The 18197-nt window shown below is 58.9% G+C and carries 13 protein-coding genes and 3 pseudogenes; 9 read left to right on the top strand and 7 right to left on the bottom strand.

Going from position 1 to position 18197, the window contains the following annotated elements:
* Positions 1 to 31 precede the first annotated feature (31 nt).
* Both LJU29_RS12100 and LJU29_RS12095 read left to right on the top strand, forming a co-directional pair.
* Entirely contained in the window at positions 32 to 907 is an 876-nt protein-coding gene (locus LJU29_RS12100; RefSeq protein WP_005753706.1) for an MBL fold metallo-hydrolase, read from the top strand.
* Positions 908 to 1001: 94 nt separating this feature from the next.
* A complete protein-coding gene (locus LJU29_RS12095) occupies positions 1002 to 1400 on the top strand; it encodes a hypothetical protein (RefSeq protein ID WP_005746847.1) in 399 nt (132 codons plus the stop codon).
* A gap of 87 nt (positions 1401 to 1487) precedes the next feature.
* On the opposite strand, the gene LJU29_RS12090 is transcribed toward LJU29_RS12095, so the two are convergent.
* From LJU29_RS12090 to LJU29_RS29585, 4 genes and pseudogenes are all read right to left on the bottom strand, one after another.
* Positions 1488 to 1613: a hypothetical protein gene (locus LJU29_RS12090; RefSeq protein ID WP_080164905.1), complete on the bottom strand. Its 126-nt coding sequence runs from the start codon at positions 1611 to 1613 to the stop codon at positions 1488 to 1490.
* Positions 1614 to 1678: 65 nt separating this feature from the next.
* Positions 1679 to 3160: a chemotaxis protein CheW gene (locus LJU29_RS12085; protein ID WP_257112447.1), complete on the bottom strand. Its 1482-nt coding sequence runs from the start codon at positions 3158 to 3160 to the stop codon at positions 1679 to 1681.
* Positions 3157 to 3624 (bottom strand): annotated as a pseudogene (locus LJU29_RS29590) (methyl-accepting chemotaxis protein); the annotation flags it as partial. The gene LJU29_RS12085 and the pseudogene LJU29_RS29590, both read right to left, overlap by 4 nt.
* 207 nt (positions 3625 to 3831) lie before the next feature.
* Positions 3832 to 5196, bottom strand: a pseudogene (locus LJU29_RS29585) (PAS domain-containing protein); the annotation flags it as partial.
* 738 nt (positions 5197 to 5934) lie between these two features.
* Here LJU29_RS29585 and LJU29_RS12075 point away from each other — a divergent pair.
* The 5 genes and pseudogenes from LJU29_RS12075 to LJU29_RS12055 all read left to right on the top strand — a co-directional run bounded on the left by LJU29_RS12075 (position 5935) and on the right by LJU29_RS12055 (position 11409).
* Positions 5935 to 6864 (top strand): AraC-like ligand-binding domain-containing protein, encoded by a 930-nt coding sequence (locus LJU29_RS12075; protein ID WP_057423652.1) that lies wholly within the window; start codon positions 5935 to 5937, stop codon positions 6862 to 6864.
* Between the two features lie 109 nt (positions 6865 to 6973).
* A complete protein-coding gene (locus LJU29_RS12070) occupies positions 6974 to 7876 on the top strand; it encodes an arginase family protein (RefSeq protein WP_054996383.1) in 903 nt (300 codons plus the stop codon).
* A gap of 179 nt (positions 7877 to 8055) precedes the next feature.
* Positions 8056 to 9402, top strand: a pseudogene (locus LJU29_RS12065) (LLM class flavin-dependent oxidoreductase).
* Positions 9399 to 10358 (top strand): D-isomer specific 2-hydroxyacid dehydrogenase family protein, encoded by a 960-nt coding sequence (locus LJU29_RS12060; protein ID WP_057452704.1) that lies wholly within the window; start codon positions 9399 to 9401, stop codon positions 10356 to 10358. The pseudogene LJU29_RS12065 and the gene LJU29_RS12060 overlap by 4 nt, the downstream one beginning before the upstream one ends.
* Before the next feature lie 76 nt (positions 10359 to 10434).
* Positions 10435 to 11409, top strand: a complete 975-nt coding sequence (locus tag LJU29_RS12055; protein ID WP_257112444.1) for an aliphatic sulfonate ABC transporter substrate-binding protein — start codon at positions 10435 to 10437, stop codon at positions 11407 to 11409.
* Positions 11410 to 11469: 60 nt separating this feature from the next.
* Here the strand turns inward: LJU29_RS12055 and LJU29_RS12050 are convergent, their stop codons facing one another.
* From LJU29_RS12050 to LJU29_RS12040, 3 genes are all read right to left on the bottom strand, one after another.
* A complete protein-coding gene (locus LJU29_RS12050; protein WP_005753688.1) occupies positions 11470 to 13140 on the bottom strand; it encodes an amidase in 1671 nt (556 codons plus the stop codon).
* An 88-nt stretch (positions 13141 to 13228) separates the two neighbouring features.
* Positions 13229 to 13861: an ANTAR domain-containing response regulator gene (locus LJU29_RS12045; protein WP_005746856.1), complete on the bottom strand. Its 633-nt coding sequence runs from the start codon at positions 13859 to 13861 to the stop codon at positions 13229 to 13231.
* Entirely contained in the window at positions 13858 to 15006 is a 1149-nt protein-coding gene (locus LJU29_RS12040) for a transporter substrate-binding domain-containing protein (RefSeq protein ID WP_257112443.1), read from the bottom strand. The genes LJU29_RS12045 and LJU29_RS12040 overlap by 4 nt, the downstream gene beginning before the upstream one ends.
* 1039 nt (positions 15007 to 16045) lie before the next feature.
* On the opposite strand from LJU29_RS12040, the gene urtA reads away from it, so the two are divergent.
* Both urtA and urtB read left to right on the top strand, forming a co-directional pair.
* The gene (gene urtA, locus LJU29_RS12035; RefSeq protein ID WP_257112441.1) at positions 16046 to 17227 is read left to right on the top strand and encodes an urea ABC transporter substrate-binding protein; all 1182 of its coding nucleotides are present in this window, start codon (positions 16046 to 16048) and stop codon (positions 17225 to 17227) included.
* A gap of 66 nt (positions 17228 to 17293) precedes the next feature.
* Positions 17294 to 18196, top strand: a complete 903-nt coding sequence (gene urtB / locus LJU29_RS12030) for an urea ABC transporter permease subunit UrtB (protein ID WP_005746860.1) — start codon at positions 17294 to 17296, stop codon at positions 18194 to 18196.
* The last annotated feature ends 1 nt before the right edge of the window (position 18197 follow it).

The following is an 18197-nucleotide window of genomic DNA, read 5'->3' as shown; positions in this document are numbered from 1 at the left end:
TCAGTCTTGCTCTATAAAAAGGTCGTACCCCATGCTACGCAATTCCCTGCTTGCTCTATCTTTCGCGGTGCTATTCCCGCTTGCAGCCCAGGCCGCTGATCCACTGGCGATCGAGGTCTACAATCCGGCCGAAAAAGCCGTCTTCCCGGTGTCATCCGAACTGATCACCGGCAAGCATGATGCGGTGCTGATCGATGCGCAGTTTCAGCGTAACGATGCTCAGGCGCTGGTAGAGAAGATCAAGGCCAGCGGCAAGAAACTCACTACCGTGTACATCAGCCACAGCGACCCGGATTACTACTTCGGGCTGGACGTCATCAAAGCTGCTTTCCCCGATGCGAAGATCGTTGCCAGCGCTCCTACCGTGAAAGCGATCAAGGCGTCGATGCAGGGCAAGCTTGCCTACTGGAGACCGATTCTCAAGGACAATGCTCCGGCCAGACTGGTCCTGCCAGAGGTGCTCGAGGGTGACCATCTTACCCTTGAGGGTCAGCCATTACAGATCAAAGGCCTGAACGGCCCGGCCCCCGAGCGCAGCTACGTATGGATTCCATCGCTCAAGGCGGTGGTCGGCGGCGTCGTGGTGTCCAGCGGCATTCATGTCTGGATTGCTGATACCCAAAGCCCGAAATCGCGTCAGGACTGGCTCGCGACCCTCAAGGGCATTGAGGCGCTGAAGCCGGTCACGGTTATTCCGGGCCATTATCTGGGCGAGATTCCAGCGGGCACCAAGGCTGTGACGTTCACCGCCGACTACCTGAAGTCCTTTGAACAACAAGCGGCCAAAACCAAGGATTCCAAGGGCCTGATCGATGCCATGCAGAATGCCTGGCCACAACTGGCCGAGCCGAGTTCGCTGGAACTGAGTGCCAAGGTCATCAAGGGCGAGATGAAGTGGCCGAACTGATCTGAAACCAGGGAACTGTTGCCGCATCGCCGCAGTTGCGCGCAGCAGTTCCGGGGGATGGTCAGACGCCCCCGTCAATCGCTATGCTGCACCCATGAACGCTCCTGTCAAAATCCGTAACCCCTGCCCGCCCGGCGCTTGCGACTGCGAGCGCGAACGGCTGGATGCGGAAGACGCCGACCTGCGCATCCTCAAGCTGACCCGTGATGCGGAAAACACGCTGCTTGAGCGCCTGAGCCGTGTCGAAAGCCTGAAGGATCTGGAGCACATGCAGCGCAAGATTTTCGAGCAACTGGGTGTGCGCGTCGAAATCGCACCGGGCTTCAACGAAGTACGCACCATGCGCGGCATCAGCATTGTCGTGCAGAAAAAGACCGGCCTGTGCCGCAAGACGCGCAAGTCGGTTGCAAGCGCAATCCGCAGTGCACTTGAGGCACGCCCGCAGATCGCCTATGAACTACTCAACGCCAACGACCTGCTGCGCGACGCGTGAGTCAATACAGAGCCCGAACAGGCCTTTGAAACCATAACGCCCGATCTAAAACAGACCGGGCGTCATGTGCATTGTCCTGTTGACTGATCAACAGGCCCCCGGTGGAATACCACCCTTGTTGAAGTCCTTCAGGCGTTCCTTTTCTTCTGGCGTCGAGTGCGCAGGCACATCGTTTGCCGGTTCCGGCTTTTTCTCGTCTTTCTGGTCAGTCATGGTCACTCTCTCCGCTCGTGGACACTCAAAATAAGGCCACGCGCGAAGCATTCGGTTCCGATTGATTAGCGCGCTGCCACTCGTTCGGCGACATTGCACTCCAGTTGCCTGGCCAGCCCCTGCAAATCGAGCAGGGTTGCGCGCCAACTGCGTTCCTGACTGCCGACGCTGACCAGCGAGCGCACTCGGTCATTGACCGAGATCCCCTTGCCGGTATTGGCCTGCCAGCCCTGCTCGAGCATGGCCGGGTCGAACTGATTGAACGCGTCGATCGCATCGACCCGGCTCACGGCAAAACCGAAGCACAGGCGCTCGCCACGCACGATCAGGACACGGGACGCTTCACACGGGGTTTGCGCCCCCTCGCCCAGCAGGCTGCTCAGGCAGATCAGCGGCACTTGCTCGCCACGCAGATTGAACTGCCCTAGCAGGTGCGTTGCCGGTTGCGACAAACCGATCAGCTGTTGCGGCACGCTCATGATCTCGACGATCTGACTCAACGGCGCGACGAAGCGGGTCGGTGCGTCAAACAGCAGACAGGCATGGCGCAACATCGCCTTGGTCACATCGTGCGAGGCTTGTGCAGGTTTGACGTCGTGCTGATAAACCTCGGTGTAGCTTTTGACTTCCGGGCGCTGCAACAGCATTGGATGATCCAGCAACAATGCCTGTTGTCCCTCATCCAGGTTCATCACACCTGCCAGCAGTTCAGGATGCGGCAGGCCGTAACCCGGTGCCGCCAGAAGGCTGCCCGGGTCCTGACGCTGGATGGCGACCATGCGGTCGTAACCAAATCCGCATACCCGACCGTCCGGAGCCGTCAATAGCAACAACTGCGGCTTGGAGGTCTGGCGTTTATGGTCCAGACCAAGGACTTCGGACAGATTGAGCGCCGGGACCTTGGTGCCACGCACCGACGTAACGCCAAAGCAGCAGTCACTGGCAAAGTCCGACGCCGAAATTTCAGGATTATCCACCAGTTCGGTCACGACGCTCGCATCGATACAGAAGTTGCGACCGTCACACTCGAACACCAGGTAATGCAGCAAACGATTCTTGGCCGCGAGCGCTTCTTCCTTGAGCACCTGCGCGCTCGGATCAGCAGCAAACAGTACGCCTGGCAAGCTACTCAAAAAACCCAGGTCGAGCTTGTAGATCATCCGCGATTCTTCTGCGCCCAGCAGCAGTGATGGCAGTAACCCGACACTGGTGCCGCCAGGGCCCAAGGGGCTGAATTGAGAGTCGCGGGCCTTGAGAATGTCGCAGACCGCATCAATCGCCAGCCCCAGGTAGCCACCGCCGTACTTGAGAATAGCGACCAGCGGCGTGGGCAACGATGTATCGCCGCCCTCTGCCAACTGGCCCCGCAGGTCCACCAAAGGCACCGGTTTGCCGCGCAAGGTAAACACCCCGCGCAACGCACCGCGAGTCAGCGGATGGGGGTACAGGTCGGCAGGCCAGTGCACGCCCTCCATCAGCGCTTCGGCAACCACCGCCAGATAAACGCCATTGATCTGCACGACGCCATAGGCATTCAGGCTGCTCATGCAGGTTGTCCGATGGATAACTTGTCCAGAGTCTGGGTGTAGCCGGTCAGGTTGGCTTTATGCAGCTCGACGATCAGTGTCTCGACTTCCTGCGCCGACAGACGTTGCTTCTCTGTCGCCGTGTTGATCCCGTCGATTGCCTGAGTGGTCTGCATCACGCCTTCCACGATGTGTTCGAAGGCTTCGCCGGCACTGCGCGAAATCTCGTTGCCCGACTCGATCCGGCTGACTGTTTCGAGGATCAGCTTGTTGATTTCCTTGGTCGCACGCGAGGACTTCTCGGCCAGCTTGCGCACTTCATCGGCCACCACCGAGAAGCCCAGGCCGTGCTCGCCAGCCCTGGCCGCCTCGATAGCGGCGTTGAAGGCCAGCATGTTGGTCTGACTGGCGATCTCGCTGATCACCTGGATGATGTCCTGAATGCCCTCGGCCGACTTGGTGATCATGCCCATCGCATCGGACGCCTTGACCAGAGTCTGCGAACCGGTACTGGCCTGCTCACGCGTCATTCTGGCCAGATCGGTGGCCGTCTGGGTGCTTTGTGCCACGTAGGAAATGGCGTTCATCAATGCTTTAACCGACTCGCCCATGGCGCGGGTCTTGGCTTCTATCGCCTGCTCCATCTCGACCTGACGGGTAATGTCAGTGGCGAATTTCACCACTTTGAACGGCAGCCCGTCATGGTCTAAAATCGGGCTGTACGTCGCCTGAATCCAGATTTTCTGCCCGTACTTGCTGACGCGCATGAAGCGTCCGGAATAGAACTCGCCCTGCCCCAGCCCGTGCCAGAACTCCCGGTATTCAGTGCCACGCACATATTCCTCATCACAGAAAATACGGTGATGCTGGCCCTTGATCTCCTGCAGGCCATAACCCAGCGCTTTGAGGAAGTTGGCGTTGGCCGTAATAATGTTGCCGGCCATGTCAAACTCGATGACGGCCTGGGCGCGGTCGATTGCACTCACCTTGCCGTGGTGCTCGACGCTGGTTTCCTTGGCAACTGTCACGTCGAGCGCGAACTTGACGATCTTGTAGGGTTTGCCCTGCGCGTCGAAGATCGGGTTGTAGGTCGCCTGAATCCAGATTTCCTTGCCATCCTTACGCTTGCGTTTGTACTCATTGGCGTCGTATTCGCCACGCCCCAGTTTTTCCCAGAGCTCGCGATACTCCAGACTGCTGACAAACTCCTCAGAGCAGAACATCCGGTGGTGTTCGCCGACAATTTCCTCAAGGTCGTAGCCGAATACCGAAAGGAAGTTGCGGTTGGCATGCAGCACCTTGCCGGTCAGATCGAATTCGATAACCGCCTGAGAACGCTCGATCGCCGTCACCTTGCCGGCGGACTCGGCCTGACGGACGCGGCTCTCGGTGACGTCGTTGGCGAACTTCACCACTTTGTAAGGACGACCATCAGGGTCAAAAATCGGGTTGTAAGTGGCGCTGATCCATAGCTCTCGACCGTTCTTGCCGATTCGTTTGTACTCGCCGGAGTCATACTCGCCACGCTCGAGCTTGGCCCAGAAAGCACGATAGGCCGGGCTGTTCAGGTAGTCGTCTTCACAGAACATGCGGTGATGCTGGCCCTGTATCTCATCCAGACGATAGCCCAGCACCTTGAGGAAGTTTTCGTTGGCGTTGAGCACGCGGCCGTTCAGGTCGAACTCGATGATGCCCTGCGAACGATCGATCGCTGCGACCTTACCTTCGTACTCGGCGTTGGTCTTGCGTTGCTGCGTGACGTCGGTGGCGAATTTTACGACCTTGAACGGGTTGCCCTGTTCGTCGAAAACCGGGTTGTAGGTTGCCTGCAACCAGATCTCGCGACCGTTCTTGCCCAGGCGCTTGTACTGCCCTTCGTCAAAGGCACCTTTGCCCAGTTTTTCCCAAAACGTCGCATACTCAACGCTGGAAGCGTGTTCCGGGGTGCAGAACATGCGGTGATGCCGACCCTGGACTTCATCCAGGCGATACCCGACGCAATCCAGAAAATTGGTATTGGCCCGCAGTATATTGCCTTCAAGATCAAACTCGATCATCGCCTGCGAACGGTCAATGGCCGCCATCAGCGAGTGCAGGTCCATCTCTAGCTCGGCCCGGTCCCTGGGAGTGTTTTCAATTGTGGTCGACATGTAAAAATACTCTGCGAATCAGCATCTATGGAAGTATTGTTATAAAGCGCCGGTCTGTGCGGGCCCGGTCAAACGCTTCAAACATGAGGCGCGGACTGACTATGGTGCCTGCTGATCAAGCCGATTAATCGTCTTTCTCAATGCCTTCCATAGCGCAAACTTCAAGGCCGTCAGAGCCTGGTGGAACTATCGAAGTCACTCGGCAATGAGCCGTTACATAAACATCGGCTTCAGTCAGATTAGCTTTAGCGCTGTCAGCTAGCTATTATCTAGCCACTATCAAAACACGCACGGTCAGGCCCTCCCGATCACCGGCAAGGACCGCTTCGTACACAACTTCCTTCCCCTGCTGAAAACCGTTGCTTCATCAGGCGTAAAACCAGATGACGAGAATCACGGCCCCCGTCCATCCCAAGGTAAGCAAGAAAGAAAGCCCAGCAAGGCGCGGGTCCATGGAACTCCTGTTCTAGAAGGCTTGGGTAAGCAGAGCGCTGCATACGTAGGGATATAACGGCTGGATCACAGGTCTATAAACTATTTTCACCACCTTGAAACACTGCCGGCACAGGGGTCTTGCTCTGGATCAACGTCTGATAACCTTGCCGCCGATCACTTCGTAAAAAGACGCTCGTCGCAGAGGCAGCCATGGCCATGATTTTCCCAGCCGAACCACTACGGCCCGAGGATCGTTTCGACGCCTGGCAGGAGGTTGTGAGCTCGACGTATGGCCTGGTCACCAGCCAGCCGCTGACCGAAGCGCCGTTTGACGGCAGGCTGAATGTCAGGGATCAGAGTAGCGTTACCTTCACCCGTATCCAGTCTTCCCCCCTCCATTACCGGCGGTTGCAGCAAGACAGGGAGAGCGATCACTTCCTCCTCACGCTCTCTTTGTGTTCCGTCGCTATCGTCGTGCAGAACGACAGAGAGTCCCGGCAAGGCGCTGGCGATATCGTCCTTTACGATAGCGCACAGCCTTACGCATGCAGTTACCCCGAAGGTGACGATCAGATTGTGCTGGCGGTGCCCCGCAAATTGTTGCTGCAACACATGCCCGCTGCCGAACGACTGGTGTGCCGCACGCTCGATGGCCGTTCGACGCTGGGCCGTGTTGCCGCAACCTTGTTGAATGAAGCCTGGAACACAGAAGGCTTATCGGACCCGCTAAGCGAGCGACTCAATGCATCACTGCTGGACGTACTGTCTACAGCCTTCGACTCGGTGTTCGGCGACACCGATATCCGGCAGCAGTCTCGTCAAATGCAACAACTGCAGCGCATCAAGCAGTTCCTGTTGAATAATCTACCCGACACAGGGCTGACGGCCGAAAGCATTGCTTTGGCGACTCATGTTTCGCCACGCACGCTCAATCGCCTGTTCGCACAGGAAGGCACCACGGCCATTCGCTGGCTCTGGCAGCAAAGGCTCTCGGCGTGCCATGACGCATTGCGCAAAGGCCACGTTCGCCGCGTCAGTGACGCTGCGCTGAATTTCGGTTTCAGCAACCTCTCGCATTTCAGTCGAGCCTTCAAAAAGGTTTATGGCATCTCTCCTCAGCAGTTGCTGGGGCCACGATAAGACGATTGGCATCTTCGGCACAGCGATTGACCGTTCAGGCAAAGCACGCCACATCCGGGTCGAGCAGTATCACCGCCATGCCAATGAACGGTGACGAAGGAAAACCTCGATGACTACCCAGCCCGATAAAACCCTGCGCCTGATCTTTCCCCAGTGGCAAGGTGGCAACAACGCGCCTTATCATTTTGGCGCACAGCTGCTGGCGTGGCTGGCACCGGACGCGTCAGGGCCCGTCGAGCACGTGGCCGTAACCGAACCGGATGATCAACCACTTGAACTTGAAAACGGCATCATCGCCCGCCATGCGCTGCTGGCCCAGCTTGGCCTTGCACGGCAACTGATCGACCAGCATCAGCCGGATCGTCTGGTGGTTCTGGGTGGCGACTGCCTGGTCGACCTCGCGCCATTCGCCTACCTGAACGAACGTTATGACGGTGACCTTGCGGTGCTGTGGGTCGACGCTCACCCGGACGTCATGACACCCAGAGACTTCCAGCATGCACACGCGATGGTCATGGGCAATCTGCTGGGCGAAGGTGACAAGGATTTCGTCAATGCCGTGAAACGCCCGATCAAGCCTGCCAATGTGATGTACGCGGGCCTGCAGGAAACCCTTGAGGTCGAAAGCGCATTCATCAAGCGTCTCGGGCTGCGCAGCGCCGATGCACAGGCGCTGGCACACTCCAGCGAGCCGGTGCTGCAGTGGCTTGAGGAAACCGGTGCAAGGCACCTGGCGATCCATCTGGACCTGGACGTGCTGGACCCGGCACTGTTTCGCTCTGTGCTGTTTGCCCAACCCGGTGTCCCTGCCAGTAAATTTGAAGGCGTTGCTCAGGGCAAGATGACTATCGAGCAGGTCGTCCGCTTGCTGACAGACGTTGCCAGCGCCGTGGACGTGGTCGGCCTTGGCATTGCCGAGCACCTGCCGTGGGATGCTCTGGCGCTGCAGAACATGCTGACGAAACTGCCGCTGCTTGGCGACCGGCTGCCAAGCCACGGGACTGACTCCTGAACCAGCGAGTAAAATTCAATTTATGCATATTTAAATACCAGATAATTATTTAATTTAATAATTAACATATAACAAAATAGAATTTCACTCCGGGTTTTATAGGCATATCGTCATCCTATACCGACCCCTTTCTCCAGGCGGAGGTGCATCCACCTTTCTGAACCGTCCGGAGCAAAACCATGAGCAGACAACGACACCTTAAACTTGGCGCAATGGTCCACGGGGTCGGCCATGGCTGGGGCGAATGGCGCCATCCGCACGCATTGGCCAACGCCAGTGTGAATTTCGGCTTTTATCAGCAGCAGACCTAGTTGGCCGAAGCGGCGCGCTTCGATTTTGTGTTCATCGCCGACAGCCTGCACATTCACGAAAAATCCAGTCCGCATTACCTGAATCGTTTCGAACCGTTGACCATTCTCTCCGCACTCGCAGCCACCACCCGGCATATCGGTCTGGTGGCAACGGTGACGGTCAGCTACACCGAACCCTTTCAGGTAGCTCGCCAGTTTGCTTCGCTGGACCACATCAGTGGCGGTCGGGCTGGCTGGAATGTGGTGACTTCCTGGCTCAGTGGCACCGCTGACAACTTCAGCAAGGGCGAACACCCACCGCACGCCGTACGCTACCGTATCGCCAAAGAGCATATCGAGGTGGTCAAAGGTCTGTGGGATTCCTGGGAAGACGACGCCTTCGCCTGCGACAAGCAGAAAGGCGAATTTTTCACGCCTGGCAAACTGCACGCGCTGAACCACAAGGGCGAATTCTTCTCGGTGAAAGGCCCGCTCAACATCGCCCGGTCGAAGCAGGGTCAGCCGGTGATTTTTCAGGCAGGCACCTCCGAGGCTGGGCGTAACTTTGCCGCTCAGAACTCCGATGCGATCTTTGTTCACGCCGAGAGCTTCGATGAAGCGCGCGCCTATTATCAGGACCTGAAACAAAGGGCTGGCGGCTTTGGTCGCGACCCTCACGCACTGGCGATTCTGCCGGGCATTCGCCCGATTGTCGGGCGCGATGAGGCTGAGGTGGAGAGCCGCTATCGCCAGGCCGTGGAGTTGGTGACGATCGAAGACGCCATTGTCGCCCTTGGCCGACCGTTCAATGACCATGACTTCAGCCAGTACCCATTGGACGAACCGTTCCCGGAACTGGGCGATCTGGGCTCCAACAGCCAGAAAGGCGGTTCGGACCGGATCAAGCAACTGGCCAGAGACGAAGGCCTGAGCCTGCGTGAAGTCGCCCTGCGCTTCTCCCTGCCGCGCCGTGATTTTGTCGGCACGCCGCAACAGGTCGCCGACGCGATACAGACATGGTTCGAAGCAGGCGCAGCCGATGGCTTCATCATCAACAGCGTCCTGCCGGATGGTTTGCAGTACTTCACAGAATGGGTGGTGCCGGTGCTGCAACGACGCGGACTGTTTCGCACCGAATACAGCGGCAATACGCTACGTGAAAACCTCGGCCTTGAGGTGCCGGTCAATCGTCATGCGAAGGCTGTCGCCCATCAATCTGACGAGGCGGTGGCATGACTCGACTCGTGATTGCCAGCCAGCTGGATGATGATTTCAATCAGGTGATTCGCGAGCGGCTTGCAGTGACCCACCCTGAAGCCAGGATCATCGGCGTACCGGTCGGGGTGCCGAGCGATTTGCCCGGCGAGGTCAGCATTCTGCTGGCGCGCCCTATCAACGTGCGTGGTTATGAAGCCCCAGCCTCGCCGCCTCCGGGCTGGCCCTATGGCCTGAAATGGATTCAGGTGGTGTCTTCGGGTATCGACTTCTACCCAGGCTGGCTGTTCAACGGGCCGCCGGTGAGCACCTCGCGAGGCAGCGCGGCAGAAAACATCGCCGAGTTCTCGCTGGCCGCCATTTTTGCCGCAGCCAAGCATCTGCCGGATATCTGGGTGCATGACTCGCAATGGAACTTCACCGCCCTGACGCCGCTCAAGGGCACCACGCTCGGGATTCTCGGCTTTGGTGCCATCGGCCGCAGTCTGGCCAGCAAGGCCCAGGCGCTGGGTATCAACGTGATCGCATTGCGGCAAAGTTCGGCTCAGTTCGAGGTTGACGGTGTCGAGGCTGCACGCGACATCCATGACCTGTGCGCGCGCGCAGACCATCTGGTACTGGCCGCGCCGTTGACACCGGCGACGCGGCACATTGTTAACGCCGAGGTGCTGAACAGTGCCAAACCCGGCCTGCACTTGATCAACATCGCCCGTGGCGGCCTGCTTGACCATGAAGCGCTGCTCAATGCGCTGGATAATGGAAACATCGGCCTGGCCTCGCTGGACGTCACCGAACCCGAGCCCCTGCCGGACGGGCATCCACTGTACTCACACCCTCGCGTGCGCCTGTCACCGCACACCTCGGCGATCTCCAGCAACAGCCGTAACGAAATAGCCGACAGCTTTCTGGCCAACCTTGAGCGTTTTCTCAACGGGCAGGCCTTGCAGAATCAGGCTGATCGCCAGCGCGGCTACTGACACAGATCACACCCATTACGCTGCGTGGAAATACAACTCCTGACACTCAGCGTCACCCTCAAATACCGAGCGTGCCATGCCCAAACCGATAAAACACACACAACCTGGCTACCGCCGTCCGCTGCTGGCAGGTCTGCTCGCGGCGTTGGTGTTATGCATCGCCCTCCCCGTCGAAGCACAGCAAACGTTGCGGATCGGTTACCAGAAGTCCTCCACGCTGATCACCCTGCTGAAAACACGCGGCACGCTGGAAAAAGCCCTTGCGCCACAGGACGTCACCGTCACCTGGCATGAGTTTCCGAGTGGTCTGCCGCTGCTGGAGGCGCTGAACGTCGGCAACGTCGATATCAGCGCGGATGTGGCGGACACCGTACCAATCTTTGCCCAGGCAGCACAGGCCAGGCTGACCTACTTTGCCCAGGAAGCGGCCTCGCCTTCCGCGCAGGCAATCATCGTGCATAAAGACTCGCCCGTGCAGCAGTTATCGGATCTGAAAGGCAAAAAAGTCGCTGTCACCAAGGCAGCGGGCTCTCACTACCTGCTGATTGCTGCGTTGAAAAAGGCCGGTCTGGCATTTTCGGATATTCAGCCCGCCTACCTGTCGCCCGCCGACGGCCGCGCGGCCTTCGAAAACAACAAGGTGGACGCCTGGGTCACCTGGGAACCCTTCCTGACCAGTGCACAACGGCAACTGCCAACGCGCACCCTGGCTGACGGCAAGGGGCTGTCCAGCTACAAACGCTATTACCTGACCGGCACCGGCTACGCCAAGGCCCATCCGCAAGTGCTCAGCGTGGTTTACGAGCAGTTGCACAGCGCTGGCATCTGGCTCAAAGCCAACCCGCGCGAAGCCGCCCAGGTGCTGAGCCCTTTATGGGGCAATCTGGATATCGAAACGGTCGAAATCGCCAACAGCCATCGGACTTATCAGATCCAGCCAGTCACGCACGATCAACTGGACGAACAACAGCATATCGCCGATGCCTTCTTGGCAGCGGGACTGCTGCCCAAGGCGGTGGATGCGCAGGATGTGGAGGTATGGAAGCCTTGAGGAATGAAGGGGCACACCCGCTCGCATGGAGCGAGTATGCCACTCGATCAGTCTCTGAACTCAAACACCCGGCGGCGTGGGAAACGCTCCGCGGGCGGTTTCATAAGCCTGCGCGACACGCAACGCCAAAGCATCCTTGAAGCGCGGCGCGACAATCATCATGGCGACCGGCAGGCCCTCGGCCAGGCCTGCCGGGATTGACGTGGCCGGGTGGCCGGTCAGGTCGAACGGCGCGGTATTGGCGAGCATGTTCAGGGCGCTGTGCACGTACTCTTCAATCGGCGCATCGGCGGCGGTCAGCGTGGTGGCTACAAACGGCATGGTCGGCAACACCAGCACATCAAAATTCTTGAATGCTTCGTCGTATTGACGGGTGAGTTCCGGCACCAGCATCCGCGCCTTGGCGTAGTAGGCACCGTGCAGGTTTTTCAGGCTGTAATGCCCGGTAAGTGCCACGGCACGCACGCTGCTGGACAATGCGTTGGCATGCTCACGACGCCTGGCACCGAAGTAGCTCATGATCTCGGGGTCGTAATAGCCGTCGACATTCATGCCATAGCCGTTGCCTTGCAGCATCTGGTACGCCGCACCATCGGTGGCGATGACATTCCACATGTCCAGCGCCACACCGCGGTGCCACGGAGCGCTTGCCTCTCCGACCGTCGCACCAAGGCTTTCCAGCTGTGCCACTGCGGCGCGAACCAGGGCGTCTACTTGCGGTTCGGACATGCCGGGAATCGCAAAACCTTCGCGCAGCAGGCCGATTTTCAAGCCGGCAACGCCCTGATCGAGGGTCGCGACACAACTGACCGCCGGCGGGTTTTTCTGCCTTGAATCAAGCCCGTCAGCCCCGGCGATTACGTCGAGCATCACCGCGCAGTCGCGCACGTTATTGGCCATCGGACCGACATGGTCGATGGTCCGCTCGATCGGAAAAGCCCCGGTATAAGGCACAAGGCTATAGGTCGGCTTGTGCCCGACGATGCCGCTCCAGGCCGACGGCATGCGGATCGACCCGCCCTGGTCGCCGCCGATGGCCATGTCCACTTCCTGCAAGGCGACCAGCACGGCGCTGCCGCTGGAGGAGCCGCCTGCGTTGCGAGTCAGGTCCCACGGGTTTTTTACCGCACCGGTAGCCGAGGTAAAACTGGCTCCGGAGAAACACAAGTCTTCACAGACTGATTTGCCGACCACCGTCGCGCCTGCGGCCAACAAGCGTTTGACCACCGTGGCATCTTCGGACGGCACGTAACCATCAAGGCTCAGCGAGCCGTTGGCCATCGGTACGCCGGCCACTGATACGTTGTCCTTGATGACCACCGTTCTACCCGCCAACGGGCCGCTCGCCGCACCGGCTATGTGCGTCTTCACGTACCAGGCGCCATGCAGGTTTTCGGCCTCTGTCGGTTTGCTGTGCTCGCGCAGCGGCGTGGGCTGCGCAACGTGAGCGGCGTACAGCTCATCAATGGCTTCGTAGGAGCCCAGGGTTTCGTCAGCAAGACTCAGGAACGATGCCATCTGGCTGTCTGACAGGTCGTACCCGTGATCCTGGGCGGCAATCAGAAAGTCGGCTTTGTCGGGGCGTTTTACGGACATGGTGTTCTCCAGATAACGGTAAGGGCCGCCCGGGATCGGGCAGGCACTGACTGGAGCCGCCTGCGCAGGATGCGCAGGCATGGGCTCGATCCGGAGGACGCCGTTGTCCATGCCGGTCGCCACGCGGTGTTCCATACCTGCCGGTTCAGGGCGTATGGCAAGCGTCCGCGCAGAAGAGGATCAGACCGATGAGGCCCGACACTCGAAGCGAGTCTGCAGCCTGTCAGGAACAGGCTTGTTGAAACAGTTCGTGGGCCTTGACCAGCGCCTCGGCGATTTTCTCCACGGGCTCACGCTTGGCCATCGCCTGATCCCGCAGCGCGTTGTAAGCATCTATTTCAGACATACCCTTGGTCTCCATGAGGATGATTTTTGCCTGCTGCACGGTACGCATCACCGCCATGCGCCCTTCCAGGCGCTTGACGTGTTTTTCCCGTTCCCGTGTTTTGCGTGCCTGGCTAAGAGTGATGGCCAGCGCCGTCAACAGGCCGAAAGACCTGACCGGCGAGGGAATCACCGAACAGGCATTGAGCTGCACCAGCGCCTCGACAATGATCGGGTTTTCATAGGCGATCACCGGAATGATCGGCGGCGTCGAGCTGTGCAGCAGCCAGGGCGTGTTGGTCGACAGGCTTTCCGGCGACACCGCCAGCACGATCACGTCAGCCTCACTCTGCAACCGTTCGGGGATCGGCCACTGCACGCGTACCTGGCAACCAATACGCTGCAACTGGGCGATCAGGTTGCGACCGTCTTCATCATCGGGGTGCATCACCAGCACGCTGATGTCGCGCAGGTCCTTGATGCCGCCTGCGCTGTCGTTACGCAAACGTTTCTTGGCGGCACGCAGGGTCATGGACGCCTCCCGGTCAGGCTGGACCAGCCGTTGAAGTCAGGCGCAACGGCATAAGGATCAGGCTTCAGCGCTTTCTGACTTTGGTAAAGGATGTCGAACTGCCCGTCGCCATTGGCCCGGCCGATCCGCGAGTACAGGTAGGTATGGTGATTGTGCTCATCGATGCGGACCCGTCCCTGAGGAGCGTCGTATTCCAGACCGCGCATGGTCTGCAAGACATCCTCCACCTCCGTGCTGCCCGCCCGGGCTATCGCCTTGGCCAGCAGATGGACCTGAAAATAAGCGGCTTCCCAGCAGCGGTCGGTCACTTGATGCTGGCCAAACATCTCCCGGTATTGCGCGATGCACTGGCGATTGAGCGGCGTATCGATCGACTGGAAGTAAGTGGCTGCAGAAATGTGCCCTGTGCCCAGATGAACGCCCATCTGCTGAATATCGGTTTCACTGGTGGTCACACTGGCAATCGGCATGACCGCAGGGTCGAAATCGGCATCGGCGTACGCTTGGTACAGGTGCGCCATGGTGTCACCGACCACGGTGGAAAAGATGAACGACGGTTTCAGCTCCCGGGCCTTGACCATGAGCCTGGCGAAGTCCTCTGGCCTGGCGTTTTTCAATGGCAAGTAGTACTCGCCCAGCTTGCTGCCACCGCGCTCGTAGAGCAGGTCGCTCATCAGCCGATTGGTTTCGTACGGGTAGACGTACTCGGAGCCGATCATCAGCACGCGACTGCCAAAGTGGTCGAACATGTAACTGCCCAATGGCACGGCGTTATGGTTCGGCGTGGCACCGGTGTAAATGATGTTGCGCGAATACTCGAAGCCCTCGTAGTAAACCGGATAGAGCAGCAACGCGTTGTACCGTTCGACGACGGGCAAGACTGCCTTGCGCGCCGCCGAGGTGTAGCAACCGAAGAAAAACCGCAGGTTCTCTTCACGAATCAGCGATTCAACGTGCATGGCAAACAACGCAGGCGTTGAATCCGGGTTACGGGTAATCAGTTCCAGAGGACGGCCATTCACGCCTCCTGCCGCGTTGATCTGATGGATTGCAAACTGTGCGCCGCGCATTGTTGAACACTCACCGGCAGCAGTAACGCCGGTATTGGAAAACAGACCTCCTATGCGGATCGACGGGTCAACCATGTCTATGAACCTTGTTCAACGTGAGGTGAGACGCCCGAACCTGGCCGGGAGCCTGAAAAAAGACTGAGCGAATAACCGTGGATTCAACGGTGGCTCTCAGGCGGTTGTGCCTGGGGCTGGCGTGACGGCAGTGTCAGGACCAGTCGTGCGAGGGACCTTCCACACCTGCCGAGAGTGGGCGTGTGGCAAGGGACCCTGCGAGGGTATCTGCTGGCAGTCATGCAGATAGCGGGCCATGCGTCGTGTATGGGTGTTGATGATTCGTGTGTCTGCTGGCTGGGGCGTTCCCTTGGTAGCAGGCATTTGTTTGCAAGGGTGGTCGTACATTCGCTGGGGTTGTGTCGCATGACACATCGTCTTCGCGAACAAGTTCGCTCCCACAGTTACTCATTTCAATCGATCAGTTAGCGATCATTCCTTTTCACCACCACTGCGCATCCGTACTTGGGGCGTACTCCTTGTGGGAGCGAACTTGTTCGCTCCCACAGTTACTCATTTCAATCGATCAGTTAGCGATCATTCCCTTCCACCACTACTGCGCATCCGTACTTGGGGCGTACTCCTTGTGGGAGCGAACTTGTTCGCGAAGGGGCCGGTACATCCACTGAGGATGGATCGTCAGGAATAAAGCCTTCGCGAACAAGTTCGCGCCTGAAAAAGCATCGTATTTCAGCCATTGAAGACGTGCGCATCCAAGGAAGCAACGTGCGCAGTCTCACGTTTTTGGTGCGCAAGAGGCCCGTTCGCGCCAAAGCGGCGCATGCCGGTTTGTTCGTGCAATTAATGCAGGGATGCTCTGCCACACGGTTTCAAAACCCGTGCAAACAGCCGTTTCGGCACTTGGCATTGCCCTTGCTATATTCCCCCTGAGACATCGCGCCAGCTGTCTGCCCTACGCCCCCTTGGCAAGTAGGGAGACACCTCGCGTACGACTGGATCGGACACAGTTTGTCCCGCCAGATTCGGCACAGAAGCCTGACATCCCGCCCATTGATTTGGCCGGGATGTCGGGCTTTTTTTATTCCTGGGAGAAAAGTGAATGCACAACGACAAACGCCGTTTGATCAAGCATGCTCTGTTGCTGGGTGCGATCAGCCTGCTGCCGTTTTCCCTGATCGGTGAGGCTCAGGCGGCCGAGACTGTGAAAGTCGGCATCATCCACTCGCTGACCGGCACCATGGCCATCAGTGAGGCGTCGGTGGTAGACGCCGAAAAGCTCGCCATCGAAGAGATCAACGCCAGTGGCGGGGTGATGGGCAAAACCATCGAGCCGATCGTTGAAGATGGTGCCAGCGACTGGCCAACCTTTGCCGAGAAAGCCCGCAAGCTGCTGGAAAACGACCACGTTGCGGTCACCTTTGGCGCGTTCACCTCGGCGTCGCGCAAAGCGGTGCTGCCGGTCTTCGAGCGCAACAAGGGCCTGCTCTATTACCCGACCTTCTATGAAGGGCTGGAAAAATCCCCGGCCATTATCTACACCGGTGCCGAGGCCTCGCAGCAGACCCTGGCAGCCGTCACCTGGCTGATGGCCAACAAGGGCAAAAGCGTCTATCTGGTCGGCTCCGACTACATCTGGCCACGCACTACCAACAAGCTGGCGCGGGCATCGGTCACCAAACAGGGCGGCTCCATCGTCGGCGAAGATTACCTTCCGCTGGGCGCTATCGAATTTTCCTCGGTGATCAACAAGATCAAGGTGGCCAAGCCGGACATCGTGCTGTCGACCATCGTCGGCGGCTCGAACGTGGCGTTTTACAAACAGCTCAAGGCTGCCGGTATCGACAGCACCAACCAGACGCTGATGGGCCTTGCGATCACTGAAGAGGAAGTCACCGGCATCGGCGCGGAAAACCTCGTCGGTTTCCTGACCTGCATGAGCTACTTCCAGAGCCTGAAAAACCCGGTCAACGAGAAGTTCGTCCAGGCGTTCAAAACACGCTATGGGCAGCAGCGCGTCGTCGGTGACCCGATGGCTGCGGCGTATACCGCGGTGTACCTGTGGAAAAAGGCCGTCGAGAAAGCCGGTAGCTTCGACGTGCCGAAAGTAATCGCCGCCTCCTCGGAACTGACCCTCGATGCGCCCGAAGGCGAGATCAAGGTGCACAAGGACAACCACCACCTGTGGAAACGTGCACGCATCGGCACGCTCAACGCGCAGGGCCAGGTGGACTTGATCTATGAGTCCGCACCGATCGAGCCCAACCCGTTTCCGAAACTCTGATACCGGGCCGGGCGCGATCCGCTTCGCGCCCGCTTTCGTCAATGTGCAGCAACAGGTAGCGACGGCATGACTCTCGATACGCTGGTAATGCAAGTCTTCAGCGGGTTCTCGCTGTTTTCCGTGCTGGTGCTTATGGCACTCGGGCTGACCATCGTGTTCGGCCTGATGGGCGTGATCAACATGGCCCACGGTGAACTGATGGCGATGGGCTCATACATGACCTACGTCACCTCCGTGGTGTTTCAGCGCTACTTTCCGGAGCTCATGGGCTGGTATTTCATCATCGGCATCGGGATGGCCTTTGTGGTGACCTTCGCCTTCGGTCTACTGCTGGAACGCTGCTTTATCCGCTTCATGTACAACCGGCCACTGGACACATTGCTGGCAACCTGGGGGCTGTCGCTGGTACTGCAGCAACTGTTTCGCCAGGTCTTCGGCCCCAAGGAAGTCAGCGTGCCCACCGTGCAGTGGTTGCAGGGCGCATGGAAAATCAGCGACGGGCTGGAGCTGCCCCTCAACCGGATTTTCATCATTGGTCTGACCTTCGTGATTGCCGCTGCGGTGTTCCTGTTTCTCTACCGCAGTCGCTGGGGCCTGCGCATTCGCGCCGTGACCCAGAACCGCGCCATGGCCGGTGCAGCCGGGATCAACACCGCGCGGGTCGACTCGGTGACCTTCGCGCTGGGCTGCGGACTGGCAGGCATTGCCGGCAGTTCATTCACCATGCTCGCCTCCACCGGCCCGGTGAGTGGCCAGCAGTATCTGGTGGATACCTTCATCGTGGTGGTGTTCGGCGGCGTCGAAAGCCTGCTCGGCACCTTTCTCTCGGCATTCGCCATCGGCCAGACGCAGATCTCGCTGGAATACCTCACCACCGGCTCAATGGCCAAGGCGATCACCCTGCTGGTGGTCATCGTGCTGCTGTTTTTCCGCCCCAATGGCCTGTTCGCCACGAAAGTGAGACGTTGAG

The sequence above is a fragment of the Pseudomonas ficuserectae genome (assembly GCF_024584585.1).
GTDB classification, from domain to species: domain Bacteria; phylum Pseudomonadota; class Gammaproteobacteria; order Pseudomonadales; family Pseudomonadaceae; genus Aquipseudomonas; species Aquipseudomonas amygdali.
Note: the sequence above shows the minus strand (reverse complement) of the source record. Positions and strands in the feature narration are given on the sequence as shown.